The sequence below is a fragment of the Streptococcus sp. 17.1 genome (assembly GCF_016648655.1).
Classification (GTDB): domain Bacteria; phylum Bacillota; class Bacilli; order Lactobacillales; family Streptococcaceae; genus Streptococcus; species Streptococcus salivarius_E.
The window spans coordinates 49931-71348 of the sequence record NZ_JACLQM010000004.1; the positions used below are offsets into that span (position 1 = coordinate 49931).

Here is a 21418-nt window from a genome sequence, read left to right on the forward strand (position 1 = left end):
AGATGTAATACAATAGCGTCATTAGCACTGATATTTTAAATAAGCGAATATACATATCTTTATTTTTTCTATTACAAAAATATGCAATCAAATATAATACAATCTCCGCTATCATTAGCAAGAATAATTTTACTTCGGGAACATCAAAAATAAGCATTTGCAAGCACCTCACGTTCAAAGGGGCAAAAGGTTACTTTTTAAACTGTGACCATTTTTTAAAAAGGAGACTATAAAGAAGCAAGGTTAGCCCCAACAAGTTAATGGTATGGTGGACTGCATCCAAACTTCTAAATAGATTAGCGAGGCCCATTCCGATGAGAATGGTAGCCAGTAAATACGGTTTTGAGTTTTTAAACATACTTTTCTCCTTAAAGTGTTTTTAGCGTTCTGTGCAAAGCTATTCACAGACTAGCAATTGACAAGGTATCTCAATTAGGATTTCTTTTTAGCGGAATTGGTAGCTTTGTGTTTTTCAAGCAATGACATAATAGGCTTATCCAAAAAACTCATCACAGCCATGAAAACCATCCCTAAAATATAACTTTTCAAATCAAACATAATCCATCACCACCTTCAACGTTTGCAAGTGCCTCAAGGTCAAGGAGTTCAAAATTGTTATTTGTTTGCCTTGTCATAGCAACAACCTCCTAAACTATTTTTTAGCTTTTTTCTCTCAAGCTATGAATTTTATTATAGGTTGTAGGCCGACAAAAAAGTAGTGACATAAATGTCACTACTCGTTTTTGATTTTTAGGAACTCTACATTTCGAATACTTCTATTTTTTGAGTCGCTCCCATTTGCTAAAAATCAGACTATAAGTGATTAATGCCAACCCTACCAAATTAATGATATGATGAACAAAATCTAAATTTCTGAAAAGGTTAGCAATGCCAAATCCTAAAAGGAAAATGGCTAGTAAATACATTTTTTTATCTTTAAGCATAGAATCACCTAAATATTAGCAGAATGTGGCATAACCAACTAAAGCTCCTCCCCAGTAACCTACTGGGCCTCCTGCTGATCCTACTAGAGCAGATCCGATTGTGCCGGCATAACACTTAACCCATCCACCACCTTCAACGTTTGCAAGTGCCTCGAGATCGAGTGTTTCAAAATTGTTCATTGTTTGTGTTGTCATTCTAACAACCTCCTAAAATATTATTTTTTAGCTTTTTCTCTCAAGCTATGGTTTTATTATAGGTTGCAAGCCAACAAAAAAGTAGTGACATGTATGTCACCACTCGATTTTGATTTTTAAGAAATCTTTTCGAATATAGAATCTATGGTCTAGATTAGCTTACGCTCCTTCCATAGCGCCTGCTTGTAGGCTGTACATCTTATGATAGGTGCCACCGAGGGCTAGGAGTTCCTCGTGGCTACCGTGTTCGATGATGCGGCCCTTGTCTAAGACATAGATGCAGTTGGCATCTTGGATAGTCGATAGGCGGTGGGCAATGGCAATGGTTGTACGTCCTTGACGCATTTTTGCTAGAGAGTTTTGAACAATAGCCTCTGTCTCCGAATCGATATTGGCTGTCGCTTCATCCAAAATCAAGATTTTAGGCTGGCTAGCAACGGTCCTAGCAAAGGCTAGAAGCTGACGTTGACCGGTTGAAAAACTTGAACCTCGTTCGGAAACTGGAGCATCATAACCTTCTGGAAGTTTGTCGATAAAGTGGTTGGCATCCACAAACTCAGCAGCGGCTTTGATCTCTTCATCAGTTAAATCCTGATACATTGCAATATTGGATTTGATTGTACCATGATAGAGAAAGGGTTCCTGAAGGACAAGACCAATGTTCTTACGCAGCTCTGCCTGACTATAATCGCGAATATCTACACCGTCAAGAAGAACTCGTCCTGATTGGAACTCATAAAAACGCATGAATACATTGATAATAGAGGATTTTCCGGAACCTGTAGAACCGACAAAGGCGATGGTCTCACCTTTATTGACAGAGAAGGATATGTTATCTAAAATCTGGTGTTTACCATCATAGGAGAAAGAGACATTTTCAAAGCGAATATTCCCCTCAGTAACCTTGGCATCTGTGTCTCTCTGCTCAGGCTCATAGGTGCGCTCGTCAATCAAAGCGAAGACCCGACCTGCTGAGACCATCGAGGTTTGCAAGGTTGAGAAGTTTTGTGTCACTTCAATCAAAGGATCAAAGAGGCGGTTAATGTACTGGATAAAGGCATACATGGTACCTGCTGTGATACCCAGATAGATGCCACGATAGCCAAAATAAGCCATGAGAACAGCATAGCCCAGGAGCTTCAGTAAGCTCATGGCTGGGCGTAGAAAGAGAGAATCCAGTGACATGGAACGGCTGGCGTAAATCAGGTGTTCCTCATTAATGGCATCAAACTCTTTTTTGAGACGTTTCTCTTGGTTAAAGGCCTGAATGATGCGAATCCCTTCGATACTCTCTGACAGTTTGGCATTTATATCTGAAAGCAAGGCTCTGGTCTTTTCAATGATGACCACTGATTTTTTGCGGTAGAGATTAACCAAAAGAACAATCAGAGGAAGAAAGAGCACAATAAGCCCGGTCAGACGAATGTCCAAGATCATCATGGTGTAAAGGGTGGTAACAAAGATAAAGATAGCCGAAATAAAGCTAGACAGAATCCCTGAGAACATCTCGCTAATAGTCTCTGTATCATTGGTCAAGCGGGAAACGATAGAGCCTGCTGGAGTTTTGTCAAAGTAAGACATACCTAGTTTCTCCATATTGGCAAAGGCATCTCGGCGAATATCCCTGACAATACTGTAGGACACACGCGCAAAAAAGAGATTTCCCAAATACTGGACTAGCGTCTGTAAGAGATAAAGACCATAGTAACCAATCAGAATCAAGCTTGCCGCCTGATTCATATCATGCAGATAGTGGTCGATAAAATAAGAGGCCACAAGGGGAATGATACTCTTGATAACCGTAGTGGACAAGAGGAAGGCCAAAGCTAGAAAGGTCAAGAATTTGTAAGGCTTGAGATAAGTCAAGAGACGCTTAAACACAGACCATTGGTTTTGATTAGGCATCAACTTCTCCTCCTTCCATTTCTAACTGTTGAGACTCATAGGTCTTGGCATACCAACCACCCTGAGCTAGTAAGTCCTCATGACGGCCCCGTTCAATGATACGACCATTTTGCATGACTAAGATGAGGTCAGCGTGCACTACCGCACTAAGACGATGGGCGGTAATGATCGTCGTCTTGTCCTTGCGGGTATGCTTGAGATTATCAAAAATGGCATGTTCTGTCTTGGCATCAACCGCAGATAAGGAGTCGTCCAAAATCAAAATATCTGGATCCAAAATCATGGCACGACTCATGGCCAGACGTTGTTTTTGACCACCTGATAGGCTGACACCCTTTTCACCAATGATTGTTTCAAAGCCTTCAGGCATAGCCTTGATATCCTCATAAACTTGAGCCAACTTAGTCGCTTCTTCCACCTTTTCAAAGGCGAGTTCAGGATTACCAAAGCGGACATTGTCTAAAATTGAACTGGCAAAGAGAAACTGGTCTTGAGGAACATAGCCCATCAAGCTACGCAAGTCTGATAGGCGATAGTCTCGGATATCATGTCCATTTAAATAGATGGCTCCTTGATTGACATCGTGCTCCCGCAAGAGCAACTTGACAAGAGCCGTCTTTCCTGAACCAGTCTGCCCAACCAAACCAAGGGTTTGGCCCTTGTCCAAGGTGAAATGAATATCTCTCAAAGTATCCTCATCCTCAAAAGCAAAGCGGTCAATCGCATATTCTAAACGACCATTTTCAATGCTTGGGAGAGGATGAGCAGGATCTTGAACATCTGATTCCTGCTCCAGAAGATTTTCAATACGTTGGTAGGATACATTTCCCCTCTGTGTGATATTAAAGAGAAAGCCAATGGCCATCAAAGGCCAAACCAACATATCCAAATAGGTAATGAAGGTTACTAAATTTCCGACCGTTATCTGATTAGTCTGAATCATAAAGGCCCCGACAAGAAGGGTTAAAACATAAGATGAGCCAACAAAGAGCAAGACCAAAGGATCAAAAAGGCTGTCATACTTCATGGTATGCATATTCTTTTTAAAAGTCATCTTATTGGTCTCTTGGAAGGACTGAAGCTCAGCCTCCTGATAGCCAAAAGACTTGGTTACCTTGATCCCTGATACCGACTCCTGAACCTTATTATTAAGTTCTGAAAAGGCTGCCTGGGATTCACCAAAAGCTTTATGGGTCTTGCGTCCCAAACGACTAGTCGCAAAAGCCATGAAGGGTAGGGGTAAGACAGCCAACAGGGTCATCTGCCAGGAAATGCTGAAGAACATGGTGATTAAGGTTACCAAGGCTGTGATAGACGCATCTACGGCTGACATGACACCCCCACCAGCCAAGCGGGTTAAGGAGTTGATATCATTAGTTGCATGAGCCATGAGGTCCCCTGTTCGGTACTTTTGATAAAAAGAAGGCGACATCTTGGTAAAATGCTCAAAAAGGCGTGACCTCATAATCTGACCCAAGCGATAAGAGGTCGCTAAGATATACATGCGCCAAACATAGCGCAAATAGTACATCCCCAAAGCTGCCAAAAGCAAATAAACGAGATTCAAAAGCAAGATCTGATTGGTCAATTTTCCCGATGTGATAGCATCAATGACCCGCCCCATAACCATAGGAGGAATCAGATTGAGAACCGAAACCAGACTCAGTGCCAAAATCCCAACAATATACCGGCGTTTTTCTAACTTGAAAAACCACCAAAGTTTTGCAATGATTGATTCTTTAAAAGACAAGTTACTCCTCCTATCCTTACAAATGGTTAATAATAGACCTCGTATAAGTCTCGTATGATAAGGTTACTTCCAATAGCGATAGATTGTGCCATCTTCTAACTGAAAGTGACCAATATAAGATAACTTCCCAAAATCAGTAGACTCTGGCAATTGATAAGCAAAGGAATCAAAATTATAGACCTTGTGCCCATCATCCATAGAGTAGCTATCCTTATCATGGATAACGGATTCATCTTTCTTAGGGTTCCAAATGCGTCTGATTTCATCAGATGTCTTATACTCTCTGACAAAATTGTACAATTCAAAGTTAGTTGCCTCACTGAGATAGCGACCATCGGTATTGTAGTTAGCAAGTTGAGGCTCTTTCTTAGCTTCAGAGTAATTCCAAACCTGGCCTCTTTCTCGCATGATATCGGCATCACGGCCACTTTGATAAGCATCTGCCTTAACCATCGTCATTGTTACTCCTAACGTTAATACGGTGACTACTGTCATCATTAAGTGTTTCATTGTTTCTCCAAACGTGTTTATTCATTTTTCCCTCTTTTGAATGTGTTGTATTTGTATTATAGAAAATAAGTGAAACCTGAGACGCGTAAGCTCCCAGGTTTTTTACTCTTTAGAATGCGTTTGAATCAGTTTTACAAGAAGGCGGTAGACAACTAGTGCCACCAAACCTCCCAAAGTGTTGGTCCATAAATCATCTAACTCAAAGACACGATTAGCATCAATGAGAAGATCTAGAATGACTTGTCCAACCTCAATCGTCAAAGACATGACAAAGGTCGCTAAAAGGACCTTTTTCCAAGACCTGAATCTGGGGTACAAGGCTAAAAGCCCTAAAATCAGCGGACTCAGCAAGAAAATGTTGGTCACATTTTGCCCAAGCACAAAGACAATCTCTTTAAGACTATCCAGCTGATAAAAGTTGGTCAAACTATTGAATGGGGTTAATAGGACCACTACACGACCAAAATGTTGAATACCAGGGGTTTCAACACCTTCAACTAGCCCGTACTGGGGTGTCCAACATAGGAGCACTAAACAAAGGAGATAAGCACAGACCAAAACTAGGCTTAGCTTTCTTCCTTTTGGTGTTAGTTCTCCATCCTTATCTACCCAAGTCTTAAGCCGAAACATCTTACTTACCTTCTGATTTACCAGAAGCTTCTGCCACTGCTTTTTGACGGTCGCGTTTCATAGTGTTTGAACGCAATTGTCCACAAGCAGCATCGATATCTGTACCGTGCTCTTGACGAACCACACAGTTAACCCCATTTTTCTTAAGCACATCGTAGAAGGCCGCCACACGTTCCTTGGTTGAACGACTATATTGGTCGTGCTCTGATACTGGGTTATATGGAATCAAGTTTATGTATGACAACTTACGGATTTTCTTAGTCAAATCAGCCAACTCTTGAGCGTTTTCAGGGTGGTCATTGACCTCATTAAGCATGATGTACTCAAAAGTTACACGACGGTTGGTTGTCTGGATGTAATACTCGATCGCTTCAAAGAGTTTTTCAAGTGGGAATGAGCGGTTAATACGCATGATGCTTGAACGAAGGTCATTGTTAGGCGCGTGAAGTGATACGGCAAGGTTAACTTGAACACCTTCGTTAGCAAATTCCTTAATTTTTGGTGCCAAACCAGATGTTGACACTGTAATGTGACGAGCTCCAATAGCAAGACCATTGTCATTGTTAATAGTACGCAAGAAACGAAGCACATTGTCATAGTTATCAAATGGCTCACCGATACCCATAACAACCACGTGGCTGACACGTTCACCATCGCCACGGTCATCAAAATATTTTTGTACCAACATGATTTGTGCCACAATCTCACCAGCAGTCAAGTCACGTTGTTTCTTAATCAAACCACTGGCACAGAAAGTACAACCGATGTTACATCCAACCTGAGTTGTCACACAGACAGACAAACCGTAGTGTTGACGCATCAAAACAGTCTCAATCAACATACCGTCAGGCAATTCAAAAAGATACTTAACTGTACCATCTTTAGATTCTTGAACGATACGTTGTTTCAATGGATTTACGCAGAAATTCTCATTCAACTTGGCAATGAAATCTTTAGAAATGTTGGTCATTTCTTCGAAAGACTGCACACGCTTCTTGTAGAGCCAATCCCAAATTTGAGTCGCACGGAATTTCTTTTCACCGTGTTCCATAGCCCAGTCGATCAACTCATCACGAGTAAGACCATAAATAGAAGGTTTGTAGCCTTCCATATCCTCTAACTTCTGACGTTTACGGCGTTCTGGTTTTGCTTGTGTTGTTACTTCTGACATAGTTTAATTTCCTTTTTTTCTGATTGTAAAATGCTGACCATCTGACTTGGTCTGGCTTTGTTTCTTCGATGGGGTGTTTTGACCTTTAGATTTTGGAGCTTGCTTCTGACTCTTCTTGAAGTTAGACTTACGCTCACGGCCACCGTCCTCGGATCTAGATTTAAACTTAGGACGACGCTTGATTTTCTCAAAGTTTGGGCCCTCTTGATCCCTATCTCTTCGTTTGGACTTGTCTGGCTTTTGCTTAGCAGAAGCTTTTTGCCCCTTATTCTTTTGAGAAGCATTGTGCTCTCTATCTCTAGATTCCTGAGAAGAATGACGACGATTATTAGAACGACGGCGCTTGCGACGAGGCTCAGTCTCCTCTTCAAAGACGATTAACTGTGGCTCTTCATTTTTCAAAATAAAGTAGGCACAACCAAAGGCACAGTATTCACGTAAATACTCTGACAATCGGCTAATGCGGTCTGTCTTACGCGTATTAGGGCGCTCGTCCTCGTAAAATCCCTTAAGGCGAAGCTGGTCATTAGACCAGTCCCCAACAATATAATCATACTTGAGCATGATTTCAGAAAAACGTTGCCCAAAGCGGGTAGCGTCTAAAGCATCCTTGTGATTTTCAAGAACCGTAAACTGACAGGCATCTGATTTCAGAAGGTCAGCCACATACACAAAGTCTGGCCCTGGATATTTATTATAATTAAACATTTCTGGCAAGATTTCTTTACGCATGTGCCATCCTTTCTGCTCTCTCTTATTTTCTACCCTGATGCTGTAATAATGTCTCTATATCTTATCCCAATTGGCACCATTTTTTCCTAAATACTTGGCCACAAGTTCCCTTAACAAATCCGGAAAAAGAAGAGTGACCTCCTTTTCCTTGATTGTAGGGAAGTAAGAAGCAAAGTAGTACTGATCCACAAGGACCAAACTAAACTTCTCATTGGAATCTACAACCCTTCCATTATACAACAAATTACCGTTTTTGTAAGCAAAATTCCCCGTGATTACTTCACCAAATACCTTGCCTCTAAAGCCCATACCTTTAATAGCTTGGTTTTTAAGGAGTTCAGCCTTGGTAAAAACTTCCTGACAGATTTCTTTGAGTTCTTGTCCTGTCACGACTAGACGTGCCATCCGCATCTGATGAGGAAGGGCTTCTTGAAGGTCTGCCATGGTCACTTGTTGACCCAGCGTTTTCATGATAAGACCTGTATTTAAAAGCGTTAACTGGCTATCTGTCTCCTGACAAACAGCTTGTAAAACCAATTGACAGGTCTCATCAAAATCTAGTTCTCGACCTAGATTAGCTACTTTTTTCTGAGCTAAACGACGATGGCCTTCCTCACGCATGGCCTTGATAAAGGTTTCGTCCTCCTTGTCTAAATCCAAGATATAGGACTTGGTGGGGATAGCCTCAATCTGACACTCTATCAATTGTCCATTTTTCACAGTAAGATCAATACAGCCAAGATAATAACCATATCTGTCAGCAGCTGCCAAATAAGTCTCATTAATCAACTTGCCCTCTTCAAACAGGTGGTGGGTATGGCTCCCGATGACAAGGTTTACTTGCGGATAAGTCTCTGCAATCTGCTCATCATAACGTACACCCAGATGGCTAAGAACGACGACTATGTCTGCATCCTTTACCTCAGGGTGAGCCAAATCCTCTTCCAACTGCGTGAGTGGATTCAAAACCTCCCAACCGTTGGGTGCATAGGTGATGTAATATGGGAAGGTATAGGCCAAGAAAGCAATGTTTGTACCTGCTTTAGTTTTATGGATAAGATAGGGCTTGGCCCATTCAGGCTGTCTTCCCTTATCCTTGAGATTTCCTATGATAGGTTGAAAATCAGCTTGCTCATAAAGACAGTCTAGCTCATCCTTAGCCAGACCAATTCCCTCGTTATTTCCAATAGTCGCATAGTCTATCCCCAGCTCATTCATCAGGGCTACATTAAAACGCCCAGCGGTCGCATCAGATAGAGGATGGGACTTATCCACATTATCCCCAAGATCTACCTTAATCAACTCTCTGTCCGTCTGACTCAAATCATCCACAGCTCGCTTGAGTTGTGGATACTGTTCAAAATGAGAGTGTAAATCATTAATATGAAGAATTCGAATCGTGTCTTTCATGACTCCTATTGTAGCACTTTTGCTATAAAAAAACTTGACAATCATTTTGCCAAGTTTATATACGTGAGACGATGCTTCTTGCTATCTAATTTTTTATAACTGAAAGGCTTATGATTAATGATGAATTTTAGTATAGAGAAGGACCACGAAACCTGCAACTCCTAAAACATCTATCATTGTAATTAACCAATGATGAGGGACACACAACTGATAGCAACCTGCTAGAATGAAACACACACAAATGAGAATGCTCGGATCATTTTGTTTCTTCAAATTTCTAACTAAACTCCGCAAAATGTAGCCATTCCAAGGCCGGCTCCTGACCATGCCCCAAATGCTCCACCTGAAACAGTCCCAACAATTGGAAATGCAACAGTTCCAACTGATGTTCCAGTCAAAAATCCAAGTCCAGCAGATCCAGCGGTCCCAGCTACACAACCAATCACATCCCCACCTGCAATAATAGAAAGATCTTCGGAATTAAGTGAGTTAAAATTGTTAATGATTTTTGTTGTCATGAAAACAACCTCCTCAAAATAATCAAATCATAGCTCTTTATTTCAAGCTTTGATTTGATTATAAGTCAGAAGCCAATAAAAAAGTAGTGACATTAATGTCACCACTTGATTTTGAGAGTTGATTCAACTAGTAACCTCAAACTTACAAATTATTTTACTTTAAACGGAAAGCTTCTTAAAAATGGCTGTGATAAAACTATTTAAAATCTGTCATTGTTTCAGTTCTTAAGACATACTTAATTATTTTTTTCAGCATATACTGAGACTTTCCAAAAAGTTTGATAATAATCAAAAAAGCCGAAACACTTTGGTTTCAACCTCTTGAATTTTTTAAATTAAAATTTGCTTTCACTTAGAAGCCAATGTTTAGAAACTTTGCTTCTTAGCTTTACGTTCAGCACGTCCCTTCGCACGGTTAGCTGCACGACGCTCACGTTTGCGTTTCTCGTCAACCTTCCACTGAATTTTCTTCTTATAGCCAGGCTTGATTTTTTTCTTTTTCTTCTTAACCAAACCAATCATTTCCGTATCAAGTTTTTGATAGGCTTTTTCACGATTGGCACGACGGTCGCGGTCATAGGTATCTTGGAACTCACCATCTTTAAAGACCTTAGGCTCAAAGGTAATCCCCATCTTTTCAAGCTCACGAATATCAGAATCGTCACTTGGTTGATAGAGGGTGATGGCTGTTCCTGACAAACCATTACGTCCTGTACGTCCTACACGGTGAACAAAGAAGGACAAGTCTTGAGGGATGGCATCATTGATAACATGGCTAACACCTTCGATGTCAATCCCACGCGCTGCAAGGTCAGTCGCTACTATATACTCAAACTCAAGCTTCTTAACTTGATTCATGATACGCTTACGCTCACGTGGTGGAATACCTCCATGAATTTTGGCAACCTTAAGACCATTTGACACTAGGTAACTGTGCAAATCATCAGCACGTTCCTTGGTATTAACGAAAATCATTGCTAGATACGGCTGCATCCCCTTAAGCATCTCAAGAATCTGCTCATTCTTGTTGCGACCCTTGGTGGATACCAACCAGTTATCAATGGTATCCGCAATAACTGTTGAAGTTTTGATTTGTTCCATGACTGGATTGGTCAAATACTTCTTCAAGAATGGTTGTAATTTTTGAGGAATGGTTGCTGAGAAGACCAAAATTTGAACTTCCTTAGGCAGACTTGCTGCAATCTTGTCTACAGTATCCAAGAATCCCATATCCATGGTCATATCAGCTTCGTCAACAACAAAGGTATGGGCCTTGTGGATAGCCAAGTCTCCAGATTTAACTAGGTCATAAATACGCCCTGGTGTCCCGATAACAATATGAGGTTGGGCTACCTTGAGTTTCTCAATCTGACGTTGCTTGTCTGTACCACCCACATAATTGACTACACGAATTTCAGTCTCAGAGTGTTTGGCAATTTGTTTTGTCGCTTGGTAAATTTGTGTCGCCAATTCACGTGATGGTGCTGTAATAACAACCTGAACATCACCACTCTTTGGATTTAGTTTCTCAAAAATTGGCAAGAGGAAGGTATGTGTCTTCCCTGAACCCGTCTTTGATTCACCAACCAAATCACGACCTGAACGGACTACAGGAATCAATTTCTGTTGAACAGGTGTTGGCTCTTTAAACTTAATCTCGTCAAGAGCCTCCTGAATAAATGTTTTAAAATTAAAATCTTTAAATGACATGCTTAGTTACTTCTTTTCTATCTAGTCTATCCCTATCATTATAACAGAAAAAGAGCATTTCTGCTCTTTTCATTTATTTCATAACGTTTCCAAGAACCATCCAAAGGGTAATGGCACTTGCAAGTGCTCCAACTGTCCAAAGGAAAGCATCAACCTTCCACTCTGACCATTTGTCACCCTTACCTGAAAGACCACCCAACTCGAGGTGATGGTGGAATGGTGTCATACGGAAAATACGACGACCTTCACCATACTTACGCTTAGTGTATTTGAAATAGCTGACCTGTAGCATGACAGAAGCTGTCTCAAAGACATAAACCACACCAATCAAGAGTAGGGTCCACTCTACACGTAGGGCAATAGAGATAACCGCAAGCATAGCTCCAAGTGACAAGGAACCGACATCTCCCATAAAGACCTTGGCTGGCTTGTGGTTAAAGACGAAGAAGCCAAGAAGTGCCCCAATCATAGTGATAATGATAGTCAAGATAGCGAACTCACCCTTGACAAAAGCGATAATTCCATAGGCAATCAAGCTGATAACCACAGAGATAGAAGCTAAACCATCAATACCGTCTGTCAAGTTCACAGCATTTGAGAAACCGACAATCCAGAATAGGACAAAGAGAACATAAAAGACACCGAGATGAATGGTTAATCCACCAATAGCTAGGCTATCTGTCCCACTAGGGAGTACGTGGATAAAGTAGAAAAGCAAACCCGCAATAATCTGCAAGGCCATCTTTTGCCAAGGTTTAAGTCCCTCATTGATTTGACGGAAAATCTTAAGGAAATCATCAAGGAAGCCGATGATTCCATAAATCAAAATTACAAAGAGAATCCCTACTGTAGCACCATAGGCTTGGTGGCCCTCGCTAAAGACGTGGAAGTTAAAAATCAAGCTAACCAAGATGGCAACCACTAGGAAGACTGTCCCTCCCATAGTTGGTGTTCCAGCCTTAGCCAAATGCTGCTTCACATCTTCATGCATTTGTTGGCCACCGATTTTCTTGATTTTGTAGTAAGTAATAAAGTGAGGCATGGCGAGCACCGTCAACACAAAGGCGGCCACACCTGCTATCAGACTCATAGTCATCTTAGTCTCCTAAAGTAATGGTAATCTTCTTGGTTTTAGACAGGGCTTTTCCTGCCGCAACACTTTGTTTGGTAACAGTCCCTGACTTGCCACCCTTATAAGTAACTTTAATGCCTTTCCATTTGGCAAAGGTTTCAACGTTCTTCTTGGTCCAACCATACATGTCTGGAAGTTCTGTGAAATCATTGGTCATGATAAGAATCTGTTCATTAGCCTTGATATTGGCTTTGGCATCTACAGAAACCTTCTCAATCTTATCACCAACACCCAGAACAATCGGATGAATCAAGTTTTGACGAAGGGTGTTAGCTGTCTCGCCCGGACTCTTACCGATAATATCGCCGGTTTGATAGCTCGTTTCATCGGTCTTTCCACCACCTTCAGAAACAGAGGTATCAAGCGTATCACCCATGGACATAGCTTCTTCTAGGACAGGGTTAACCACCGTCGCATAAAAATTATTATCCCAGGTCTTAGGTTCCTGAACTGTTACATACATAACATATTGTGGATCATCAGAAGGAACCATAGCTACAACTGAGTTGAGCGTTTCGTTGGTCCCAACTTTATAGGTTCCTGTTTTTTCATCGGCCACTTGGGCTGTTCCTGACTTAACCGCAACATCATAGTTACCAACCTTAATGATTGGCGAACCTTCAGACTTGTTGTACAGGGTACCAAACTCTGGGTCTGTACCAACAGAAATCATATAATTACGGGTCTCAGAAGCAGCCTGCTTGGAAACTGGCTTACCAATAACTTCTTTCTTAGCCGTACGAACAGTGCCTTGGTTAACATCTGCAACTTGTTTGATAAATTGAGGTTCCAACATAACACCATTGTTAGAGATAGCTGAAAAAGCACGAAGCATCTGAACCTGAGTCACTGAAATCCCTTGTCCAAAGGATGATTGCGCAATATTCACAGAGTTTCTTGAGACAACCCCTGAAGATTCACCTACCATCCCAAAACGGGTTGGAAGTCCAAACTTATAGAGTGATAGGTAGTTTGACCAAACCTTGTCTCCCATCTCTTGTTCCAACATGGTCATCAAAACGTTACTTGAATAAGAGAAGCCTTGAGCAAATGACATGGTTCGGCCTGACGAGATACCTTCATTAATAGACCAGTCATTGATTTCAACATCATCAACCTTGATACCGTTGGCATTGCTATAGGTCGCATTAGGATTGAAACTTCCGTTATTGATAGCCGATGACAAGAGCATGACCTTCATGGTTGACCCTGGTTCATATTGGGCCTCATAAAGTCGGTTAACCCAGTCATAACTTTTCTTGGCTTGTCCTTCGAGGGTATCAGAGTTATAGGTAGGACGTTGTGTCGTCGCAAGAATTTCACCTGTTTTTGCATTGACAACTGTCGCTGAAGCATTGACACCTTGCGTCTGCTCCATAAAGGTATCCATCTGCGTTTCTAAGAAGGTTTGGAGAGGCGCTGACAAGGTTGTATAGATGTTCTTACCATCGATAGCTTCCTTGGTAATGGTTTCCGTACCTAGAAGCGTATTACCGTTTTTATCCTTTTCATAGATGGCCTCTCCATCTGTTCCAGTCAAGAGGCTATTGAGCGAGCGCTCCAAACCAGTTTGACCAATTAAAGAATATGAGCCGTCTTTTTTATTTTCAACAGCTTCGGCACGACCAAGAAACTCTGACGCGAAGGTTCCATTAGGGTACATTCGTGACGTTGTTGCTTCAAAGGCCATCCCCTTAATTCCCGCATCTTTAAAGGCTTTTTCTAGTTCTTCTTTAACAGAGTAGGTAATTCCCTTCCCCTTTAGCCCAAAGGAAACCTGGTAGGCACCCTTAGTACGCAATTGGGCCAAGGAATCACTCTTTTCAATTCCTAGCTTATCCTTTAAAATATCAGCAACCTTGTCAAACTGACTATCTTGGACATAGAGTTTTTCTTGAGTCGCTGATACATAACTGGTCGACACGATAGCGTAAATGGCATAACTGGTTGAATCCTCAGCCAAAACATTTCCATTTCGGTCGTAAATCGTCCCACGCTTGGCAGCCACCGTGGTCTTAGTGTTATAAGATTTAGCAGCCTGGGTCGACAAATCGACACCAAACTTACTATCTGTCCCGATAATCACCACAAAGTTGATAATAAAGACGAAAAAGATAAAGATGCTGAGAACCATAAGGTTCTGACCAACGTGCTGTCGATTCTGGGCTGGCTTTCGCCTATCCCTAACGACATAGTTTAGAAATAAATGTTTAAGTTTTCTTAATCTGTTCATTGGTTACTTCACACTCTTAATACTATCGTTATTAATAGACAGGCCTGCCTTATTAGCAATCTCTTTAATACGGTCAGAGTTAGTCAACTCATTAACTGCCTGCTTAGCATTGTTAAGCTCTGTTTTTTCATCACTAATCTTGCTATTAAGGTCTGTGATTTGTTGCTTGATAGCCTGATTACGCCCTTGTAAAAATACAACTGCGATACTCATCACAATAGCTGTCAAAACAATTGCCGAATAGAAAGCCTTTTCCATACGCGTCATAAAACGAATATGGTTTCTAATGGCTCTATTGACAATCTGATGTTCCTTATTTTCCATAATTATTTCCTGATTTTTTTAGCCACACGCAATTTAGCAGAATGCGAGCGGTTATTAGCTTCTAATTCTTCCTGACTAGGTAGGATTGGCTTACGATTAACTAAGGCTACCTTAGGTTGGAGGTCTTCAGGAATAAAGGGTAGACCTTTAGGCACATCTACCGTACTAGCTTCCTTGAAAAGCTGTTTAGTCAATCGATCCTCCAAAGAGTGGAAGGTAATGACCGAAATACGACCATCCACAGCAAGTAAATCCAAGGCCTCTTGAATAGACTCATCCGCAGCACCAAGCTCATCGTTCACTTCGATGCGAATAGCTTGGAAAATTTGCTTGGCCGGATGGCCCTTCTTCTTCAATTCCTTAGCAGGCTTAGCTGATTTAATGATTTCCGCCAGTTCCGTCGTGGTCTCAATTGGTTTAACCTGACGGGCCTGTTCAATCTTACGTGCAATTTGTTTAGAGAACTTGTCCTCACCATACTTGAAGAAAATGCGCACCAAATCGCTGTAAGGATAGGTATTGACCACATCATAAGCGGTCAGACTCGCCTCCTCATTCATACGCATATCTAGCTTGGCATCCTGTTTATAGGAGAAACCACGCTCACGCTCATCCAACTGTGGGCTAGAGACACCCAAGTCATAGAGAATGCCATCAATTTCAGACACCCCCATGGCTTCAAGGTTGGACTTGAGATTACGGAAATTATCCTTGATGAAAGTCACCATACCCTTATCAATATAGTCCTTGAGACGCACTTGAGCATTATCAATAGCCTTTTGGTCCTGATCAAAGCAGTACAAATGACCCTTTTCAGATAATTGCGACAAAAGATAAGACGAATGTCCTGCGCCACCCAAGGTCGCATCAACATAGATGCCATCGGGCTTGATATCAAGCATATCAACAGTTTCGTGTAAAAGAACGGTTACATGGTGAAATTCATTAGTCATAACTTTTATTATAGCACAAGAATAGAGAAATTGTCTCGTTCTGTAAGTTGACAGGATAGTAAAAGAGCCAGACCCGAGGCCTAACTCTTTAGTTACTATATCATCTGATAAGATTAATCCACTCTGTAAAAATAGCTTTCCTCAGATGGCACTCCATTCGTCGCTAGAATACGGTCCTTACTGTTATCCCCCGCATCACTTGCATCACTAACTCCCTTAGGACAAAGCTGAATTGGAGTATTCCCAACTGGACTAGAATCAACATAAGTTAAGCTATAGATACCTGACACATACTGATTCGGTGAGACTTTGTCGATAGGATAAGTATAGCCCCAGAAATCCAACTGTCCATCCAAAGTAATGATGATGGTCTTTCCATTTGAAGATTTCCATGTTCCTACAGCTGATTTGTAATTGCCATTTTTGAGCTCATCAGGCTTAAGAGCTGATGAACTTGTTGGCGTTTGTGACGCTGTGCTAGAGCTACTAGTAGAGGCGCTGCTCAGGTCCTTCCAACCCCAATTAGAGAGATCAACCTTGTCTGCACCCGAATCACTGTCATCTTTTACAAGAGACTGGCCATCACTACTAAAGTGGTAGCCAGAACCTCCACCAGCCATAGCACCAGCACTACCATAGTAGCTAAAGGTGTTATCCATGAGGTAGGCCAATGTCATACGCTCACCCAACATGCCCAGTTGTGGACCTTCTGTCAGACGAATCACCTTGACCACTATCCTTAGAGATAGTGTAAATATCCGTAATCACATGTTCTTTAAAGAGTTTACCTGGCTTAAAAGCAAGAATCAACTCATCAACACCATTACCATCCAAATCACGATAAGTATAGACCGTTGAGGCAGGACTTGTTTGAGAATTAGCATAGGTCACAATGAGAGAATTAAGTGAGGCATCCGTTTGGTTGTTGGCCACGGCCGTTTGGTACTTACTAATGATGCTATCATAGGCAGAGGTATCTACCTTTTTCTCCTGACTAGAGCTTGAGCTAGTACTCGTGCTAGAGCTTTCACTACTACTTGATTGTGACTGCTCTACTGATGAAGATGAAGTCGTCGAAATCATGTCATTTTGCTGGTTTGAACAAGCTGCTAATAGGACTAAACTAGATAATCCTGTCACTAATGCTAAAACTTTATTTTTCATTTTTAGTCTAACTTTCCTTCTCTTTGACTCTTATTCTGCTGTCCCAGAGCTGACATCTGCACTGTAGGCAGGAGCTGTGTAACTTGGAGCATCACTATGTGACTCTGTATAAGCTGTTGGTGGCACATAGTTATACTGGGGCGCTTGATAAACCTCTTGTGCTGAAGAAGGCGTTGGTGCCGATGCTACCGCAGGAGTTGAGCTTGCTTCTGTCTGACTAGCTGCTTCTACCGTTGAGCTTGATGATGAAGATTCGCTTGAAGACTCACTTGAAGTTGAAGAAGATGACGACGAACTTGAGCTCGATGACTTGGATGAAGCCTTGGGTTTGCTTGATGATGACTGCTTAGTCCCCACCTTAACTTGGACCTTTGCATGATTGTGTGCAGGTTGCAAAAAGACAATTGCTAAAGCCAAAAGAATAGCCGGTAGGGTAAATGCCAAAATAAGGTAACGTTTTTCTTTTAATTGACGAAGTAGTTTCATAGAGTATTCACATTTCTTAAATATATTTTAGTATTGATTAGTCTCAGATAAGATTATATCAGAAATATTAAAATGTGCAACATTAACATAATACTTTTTGACATCAGAAAAACCAACTAAAAGAGTTGGTTGATTGTCATTATTGCTTTGGGTTATCGACGTTGTTAAATGGCACTTCTACTTTTGTTGGTTGACATAGTAGAAAAATAAGGATAAAAATACCGACAAATGGGATTAAAGGAATAAAAATATATGCCCAATGATAGCCAGCATCACGCAAACGACGAACAGCTATCGCAATACAAGGTAAAACCGCAGCAATACAAAAAACAATTATGATAAGAAATAAAATAACTGAAATAGCAAATAAACCGCTTGATATTTCATCTACCATACTTTCAAACACTGCTTCGAGCCAATTCCCAGCAAAGACAATCAATAGATGTGCCAAATATGCAGACCATAAATCTGAGGGTGTTGAACGTCCCGTAAAATCAACATAGCCCTTCCAAAATTTTTTGTAGGCTTCAATCATAATAAAATCCCCCTTTTTTATGTTACTCTCAGTATAACAAGAGAAGAGGAGCTTGACAAATCAACTAAAAAACAGCCTAGCAAGGCTGTTAAGTCATTATTATTGTTGTGGGTTATTGAAGTTGTTGAATGGATACTCAACCTTAGTTGGTTTACACAACAACACAATTAAGATAATACCACCTACAAATGGGATAAATGCAACAAAAATATACGGCCAATTGTAGCCAGCATCACGCAAACGACGAACAGTTACAGCAATACCGGGTAAACACAGAGCAACACTATAGGCAAAAAAGATAAGTGATAAAATAACTGAAATAACAGTTAAAAAGTCTGAACCAGTTGAACCTGCAATTACTCCAAATACAAATAGCAACACATAAAAAGCAGCGAAAGTTAACATATTTGCCAAATATGCAAACCAGTAATCTGAACGTGTTGAACGTCCCTCAAAATCTACGTAGCCCTTCCAAAACTTCTTATAAGCTTCGATCATAATAAAATCTCCTCATTTTTTGATAATACTACTATACCAAAAGACCTGTCATCTGGCAAATTGACTAAGGAGCAGCCTATAAGGCTTTTTTAACTTTTTGTTATTTAAAATAAATTTGACAGATAATATAAAATAGATTAGAATAATTGCATAACTATAATAATTGATATACCATTAGTTTTCATAATTGTTCTTGGTAAATCTCAACGTAAAAAAAATTTTAATTAGGAGATATAATGAAGGTTTTAGGATACATCATGCTTTCTTTTATAATGCTATTCTTAGTAATTTCAGCATTTCCGTATATTTTAATTGGGGCTTTAATTTATAGTCTTTATCGATTGATTAGATATATTAGGAAAGTTCGATATTTTAAGAGTCCGAATTTTTTAGCCCATAAACTGGCACTTGCTGATACAATCTCTGAATATAATGAAATATCTAATTATGTAAACTCATTTGATCAAATCAGTCTTAGAGCAAGTCAAGCAGATCGATATAAATATTCTAACCTAGCTACTTATCAAAATACTAGCGTGCATAATATGAATCGTAATCGACATCAGAAAACGCTGTCTAGTAATGTTCACCACGCTTCGCTAGCAGTAGTTCGAAAAGCGTCTGAAGAGCCTTTAAAGTATTTGTGTAAATATTTTGATTTCAAACCTAATGAAGAGAATCTCCAACGCATTCAGGATATCGGTGAAGTAGTATCACGTTTTACAAATGCGAAAAGTAACTTAGACATGCGTCTAGCTCAAATTGAAGCAGATTTCAATCCTCCTAAATTTATAAAAAAATACTATCGTGATGAATTACTTAAACATTTAGAAGTAAATATTCCAAAAATTCATTTTTATTTTCCACAATATATTTTTGAATATGTTAGTGCGGGGGGAAACAGCTCACAACGAACAACTATCACACTTGACGACATTACTATCGAAGCACTTATAGAATATATTGATGATAATATTAAGCGTAGCAAGACTGCAAAAGCGCAGCGTTCTTTAATGACAAAAAAATTACGTGAATTTATTAAACGTCGCGATAATTATACCTGCCAGAATTGTTATGCCTCTGTCGCTCAGCAAAACCTTTTACTTTTAGAAGTTGACCATATCATCCCTATTTCAAAAGGTGGCTTATCTACTAAAGACAACTTACAAACATTGTGTTGGAAATGCAATCGAACAAAATCTAACAAAATCATATAAAATAGGTATTTGATGTATTATTACGTTAGTTATTATTGCTTTGTTGATTCCTTTATATATATTGTCTATAGATAAGTATTAGCTGATGTCTCATCTCCCACAATTCACAATTTTTATATGACAAAAATATTTAAATAAATGATTTAGTTCTGTATTGTACAGGACTAAGTCATTTTCTACCATTTGTCAAGTTTATCAAGGTATTTGATGAAAAATAGTTTGAGTGCCATAGTCACACTAAGGAAATTATCTTTTTTGAACTAAAGATTAGTGTAAAAAATGTACACTAATCAACACCTTATCTGGTGATTTTTTTGATAAGGCGTTACAATAATATGGTATAAACAATTTTACCGATTTTGGGTAGAAGTATAATCGTAAAGTTTGTTGTGCATTATGAGGTAATAATAAGACGATGTATAGAGGCAATCGTGTGTGGTTTGGTTTAAGTCACTTGCGATTGTCTTTTCCGTTTCTCACAGAAGTCTGCGATATGACAAGGATTGGTGTAGCTATCTGAAGTTATGTTAAGAATGCACTTAAAGAGAATTTTTCTGGCAGAGGGATTCCCACATTTGATGAAATGTTCCTTGGCTAGAAAGTTTTAGTTTTACCTTAATGCACTTATTATCATAATAATCAATGTATTCTACAATAACTTGTTTCAATTGCTCAAGTGACTTAGACACCTTCTCATGACAATAAAACATTTTCGATTTCAAAATTCCAAAAAAGGACTCCACCATACCATTGTCTAGGCTATTCCACTTGCGTGACATGGATGGTTGAATCCTTTATCCTCTATAAATTGATAATGATACTGGTGAGAATATTGCCATCCCTACTCACTATGGAGAATAGCAATCTCCTGGTCTCTCTATAAAGGCCTGTTCTAAACATAACTTTCATCTATACCAAGTTCAGTGTTAAAACCATCTAAAACAGGAAACTATAAAAACTTTTTATTGCTGTGGGTTATTGAAATTATTAAACGCTACTTCTACCTTTGTTGGTTGTAAGGTTAAGATAAAAATAATAAAACCACCAAGATATGGAATTAGCGATAGGAATATCAAGGCCCAGTGGTAACCTGCATCTCGTAAACGACGTACTATGATTGCAATGGATGGTACAAGTGAGGCCAACGCATAGACTCCTATTCCTAACACTACAATATAGACCAAAATCATTTGGAAACTATATGGATCAGATATATACGTAGAGGAGTCTCCTCCTAAAATCATGATTAGTATGAGTAAGAAACTAAACAATAAATAAACCAAGCATTGCGCAAGAACATTAAGCCAATAATCTGAACGCGTTGAACGTCCCTTAAAATCTACATAGCCCTTCCAAAATTTTTTGTAGGCTTCAATCATAATAAAATCCCCCTTTTTTATG

Annotated in this window: 24 protein-coding genes and 2 pseudogenes; 1 reads left to right on the top strand and 25 read right to left on the bottom strand. The window is 40.0% G+C overall.

Annotated features, from left to right (window positions below):
• Positions 1 to 190: 190 nt before the first annotated feature.
• The 22 genes from H7T99_RS03690 to H7T99_RS03790 all read right to left on the bottom strand — a co-directional run bounded on the left by H7T99_RS03690 (position 191) and on the right by H7T99_RS03790 (position 18800).
• Positions 191 to 358, bottom strand: a complete 168-nt coding sequence (locus H7T99_RS03690) for a hypothetical protein (protein WP_022495889.1) — start codon at positions 356 to 358, stop codon at positions 191 to 193.
• A gap of 187 nt (positions 359 to 545) precedes the next feature.
• The gene (locus tag H7T99_RS03695; RefSeq protein WP_022495887.1) at positions 546 to 635 is read right to left on the bottom strand and encodes a ComC/BlpC family leader-containing pheromone/bacteriocin; all 90 of its coding nucleotides are present in this window, start codon (positions 633 to 635) and stop codon (positions 546 to 548) included.
• A gap of 141 nt (positions 636 to 776) precedes the next feature.
• Entirely contained in the window at positions 777 to 944 is a 168-nt protein-coding gene (locus H7T99_RS03700) for a hypothetical protein (RefSeq protein WP_002891737.1), read from the bottom strand.
• Positions 945 to 959: 15 nt separating this feature from the next.
• Positions 960 to 1139: a Blp family class II bacteriocin gene (locus tag H7T99_RS03705; RefSeq protein WP_002891738.1), complete on the bottom strand. Its 180-nt coding sequence runs from the start codon at positions 1137 to 1139 to the stop codon at positions 960 to 962.
• A 159-nt stretch (positions 1140 to 1298) separates the two neighbouring features.
• Complete coding sequence (locus H7T99_RS03710; RefSeq protein WP_022495886.1) at positions 1299 to 3044, bottom strand: ABC transporter ATP-binding protein; 1746 nt, start codon at positions 3042 to 3044, stop codon at positions 1299 to 1301.
• Positions 3037 to 4794: an ABC transporter ATP-binding protein gene (locus H7T99_RS03715; RefSeq protein WP_037602514.1), complete on the bottom strand. Its 1758-nt coding sequence runs from the start codon at positions 4792 to 4794 to the stop codon at positions 3037 to 3039. Before H7T99_RS03715 ends, H7T99_RS03710 begins: the two co-directional genes overlap by 8 nt.
• 63 nt (positions 4795 to 4857) lie before the next feature.
• Complete coding sequence (locus H7T99_RS03720; RefSeq protein ID WP_051677071.1) at positions 4858 to 5253, bottom strand: hypothetical protein; 396 nt, start codon at positions 5251 to 5253, stop codon at positions 4858 to 4860.
• Positions 5254 to 5406: 153 nt separating this feature from the next.
• Positions 5407 to 5934, bottom strand: coding sequence for a VanZ family protein (locus H7T99_RS03725; protein ID WP_037602520.1), 528 nt, complete (start codon positions 5932 to 5934; stop codon positions 5407 to 5409).
• A 1-nt stretch (position 5935) separates the two neighbouring features.
• Entirely contained in the window at positions 5936 to 7045 is a 1110-nt protein-coding gene (gene rlmN, locus H7T99_RS03730; RefSeq protein ID WP_096832658.1) for a 23S rRNA (adenine(2503)-C(2))-methyltransferase RlmN, read from the bottom strand.
• A gap of 63 nt (positions 7046 to 7108) precedes the next feature.
• Positions 7109 to 7837: a YutD family protein gene (locus H7T99_RS03735; protein ID WP_002891743.1), complete on the bottom strand. Its 729-nt coding sequence runs from the start codon at positions 7835 to 7837 to the stop codon at positions 7109 to 7111.
• A 54-nt stretch (positions 7838 to 7891) separates the two neighbouring features.
• The gene (locus H7T99_RS03740) at positions 7892 to 9247 is read right to left on the bottom strand and encodes a bifunctional metallophosphatase/5'-nucleotidase (protein ID WP_037602523.1); all 1356 of its coding nucleotides are present in this window, start codon (positions 9245 to 9247) and stop codon (positions 7892 to 7894) included.
• Positions 9248 to 9528: 281 nt separating this feature from the next.
• Positions 9529 to 9765: a Blp family class II bacteriocin gene (locus H7T99_RS03745; protein WP_037602526.1), complete on the bottom strand. Its 237-nt coding sequence runs from the start codon at positions 9763 to 9765 to the stop codon at positions 9529 to 9531.
• Positions 9766 to 10131: 366 nt separating this feature from the next.
• Positions 10132 to 11475 carry a DEAD/DEAH box helicase gene (locus H7T99_RS03750; protein ID WP_037602529.1) on the bottom strand — a complete coding sequence of 448 codons (1344 nt, stop codon included), beginning with the start codon at positions 11473 to 11475 and terminating at the stop codon, positions 10132 to 10134.
• Between the two features lie 73 nt (positions 11476 to 11548).
• Positions 11549 to 12571 carry a phospho-N-acetylmuramoyl-pentapeptide-transferase gene (mraY, locus tag H7T99_RS03755; RefSeq protein WP_002891748.1) on the bottom strand — a complete coding sequence of 341 codons (1023 nt, stop codon included), beginning with the start codon at positions 12569 to 12571 and terminating at the stop codon, positions 11549 to 11551.
• 1 nt (position 12572) lies between these two features.
• Entirely contained in the window at positions 12573 to 14840 is a 2268-nt protein-coding gene (pbp2X, locus tag H7T99_RS03760; RefSeq protein WP_037602531.1) for a penicillin-binding protein PBP2X, read from the bottom strand.
• Positions 14841 to 14843: 3 nt separating this feature from the next.
• Positions 14844 to 15164 carry a cell division protein FtsL gene (gene ftsL / locus H7T99_RS03765; protein WP_002891750.1) on the bottom strand — a complete coding sequence of 107 codons (321 nt, stop codon included), beginning with the start codon at positions 15162 to 15164 and terminating at the stop codon, positions 14844 to 14846.
• A 2-nt stretch (positions 15165 to 15166) separates the two neighbouring features.
• Positions 15167 to 16117: a 16S rRNA (cytosine(1402)-N(4))-methyltransferase RsmH gene (rsmH, locus tag H7T99_RS03770; protein WP_037602533.1), complete on the bottom strand. Its 951-nt coding sequence runs from the start codon at positions 16115 to 16117 to the stop codon at positions 15167 to 15169.
• Positions 16118 to 16230: 113 nt separating this feature from the next.
• Positions 16231 to 16842 (bottom strand): hypothetical protein, encoded by a 612-nt coding sequence (locus tag H7T99_RS10560; RefSeq protein ID WP_230578922.1) that lies wholly within the window; start codon positions 16840 to 16842, stop codon positions 16231 to 16233.
• A complete protein-coding gene (locus H7T99_RS10565; protein WP_230578923.1) occupies positions 16799 to 17281 on the bottom strand; it encodes a hypothetical protein in 483 nt (160 codons plus the stop codon). The genes H7T99_RS10560 and H7T99_RS10565 overlap by 44 nt, the downstream gene beginning before the upstream one ends.
• A gap of 30 nt (positions 17282 to 17311) precedes the next feature.
• Positions 17312 to 17767 (bottom strand): Wzz/FepE/Etk N-terminal domain-containing protein, encoded by a 456-nt coding sequence (locus H7T99_RS03780; protein WP_037602535.1) that lies wholly within the window; start codon positions 17765 to 17767, stop codon positions 17312 to 17314.
• A gap of 139 nt (positions 17768 to 17906) precedes the next feature.
• A complete protein-coding gene (locus H7T99_RS03785) occupies positions 17907 to 18302 on the bottom strand; it encodes a DUF805 domain-containing protein (RefSeq protein ID WP_037602537.1) in 396 nt (131 codons plus the stop codon).
• 99 nt (positions 18303 to 18401) lie between these two features.
• The gene (locus H7T99_RS03790; RefSeq protein ID WP_037602539.1) at positions 18402 to 18800 is read right to left on the bottom strand and encodes a DUF805 domain-containing protein; all 399 of its coding nucleotides are present in this window, start codon (positions 18798 to 18800) and stop codon (positions 18402 to 18404) included.
• 236 nt (positions 18801 to 19036) lie between these two features.
• On the opposite strand from H7T99_RS03790, the gene H7T99_RS03795 reads away from it, so the two are divergent.
• Positions 19037 to 20017 (top strand): HNH endonuclease, encoded by a 981-nt coding sequence (locus H7T99_RS03795; protein ID WP_051677073.1) that lies wholly within the window; start codon positions 19037 to 19039, stop codon positions 20015 to 20017.
• A gap of 350 nt (positions 20018 to 20367) precedes the next feature.
• Here the strand turns inward: H7T99_RS03795 and H7T99_RS10725 are convergent.
• The 3 genes and pseudogenes from H7T99_RS10725 to H7T99_RS03805 all read right to left on the bottom strand — a co-directional run.
• Positions 20368 to 20621, bottom strand: a pseudogene (locus H7T99_RS10725) (IS110 family transposase); the annotation flags it as partial.
• A pseudogene (locus H7T99_RS03800) lies at positions 20557 to 20963 on the bottom strand (IS3 family transposase); the annotation flags it as partial. The pseudogenes H7T99_RS10725 and H7T99_RS03800, both read right to left, overlap by 65 nt.
• A 16-nt stretch (positions 20964 to 20979) precedes the next feature.
• A complete protein-coding gene (locus tag H7T99_RS03805; RefSeq protein WP_037602544.1) occupies positions 20980 to 21396 on the bottom strand; it encodes a DUF805 domain-containing protein in 417 nt (138 codons plus the stop codon).
• Positions 21397 to 21418 lie beyond the last annotated feature (22 nt).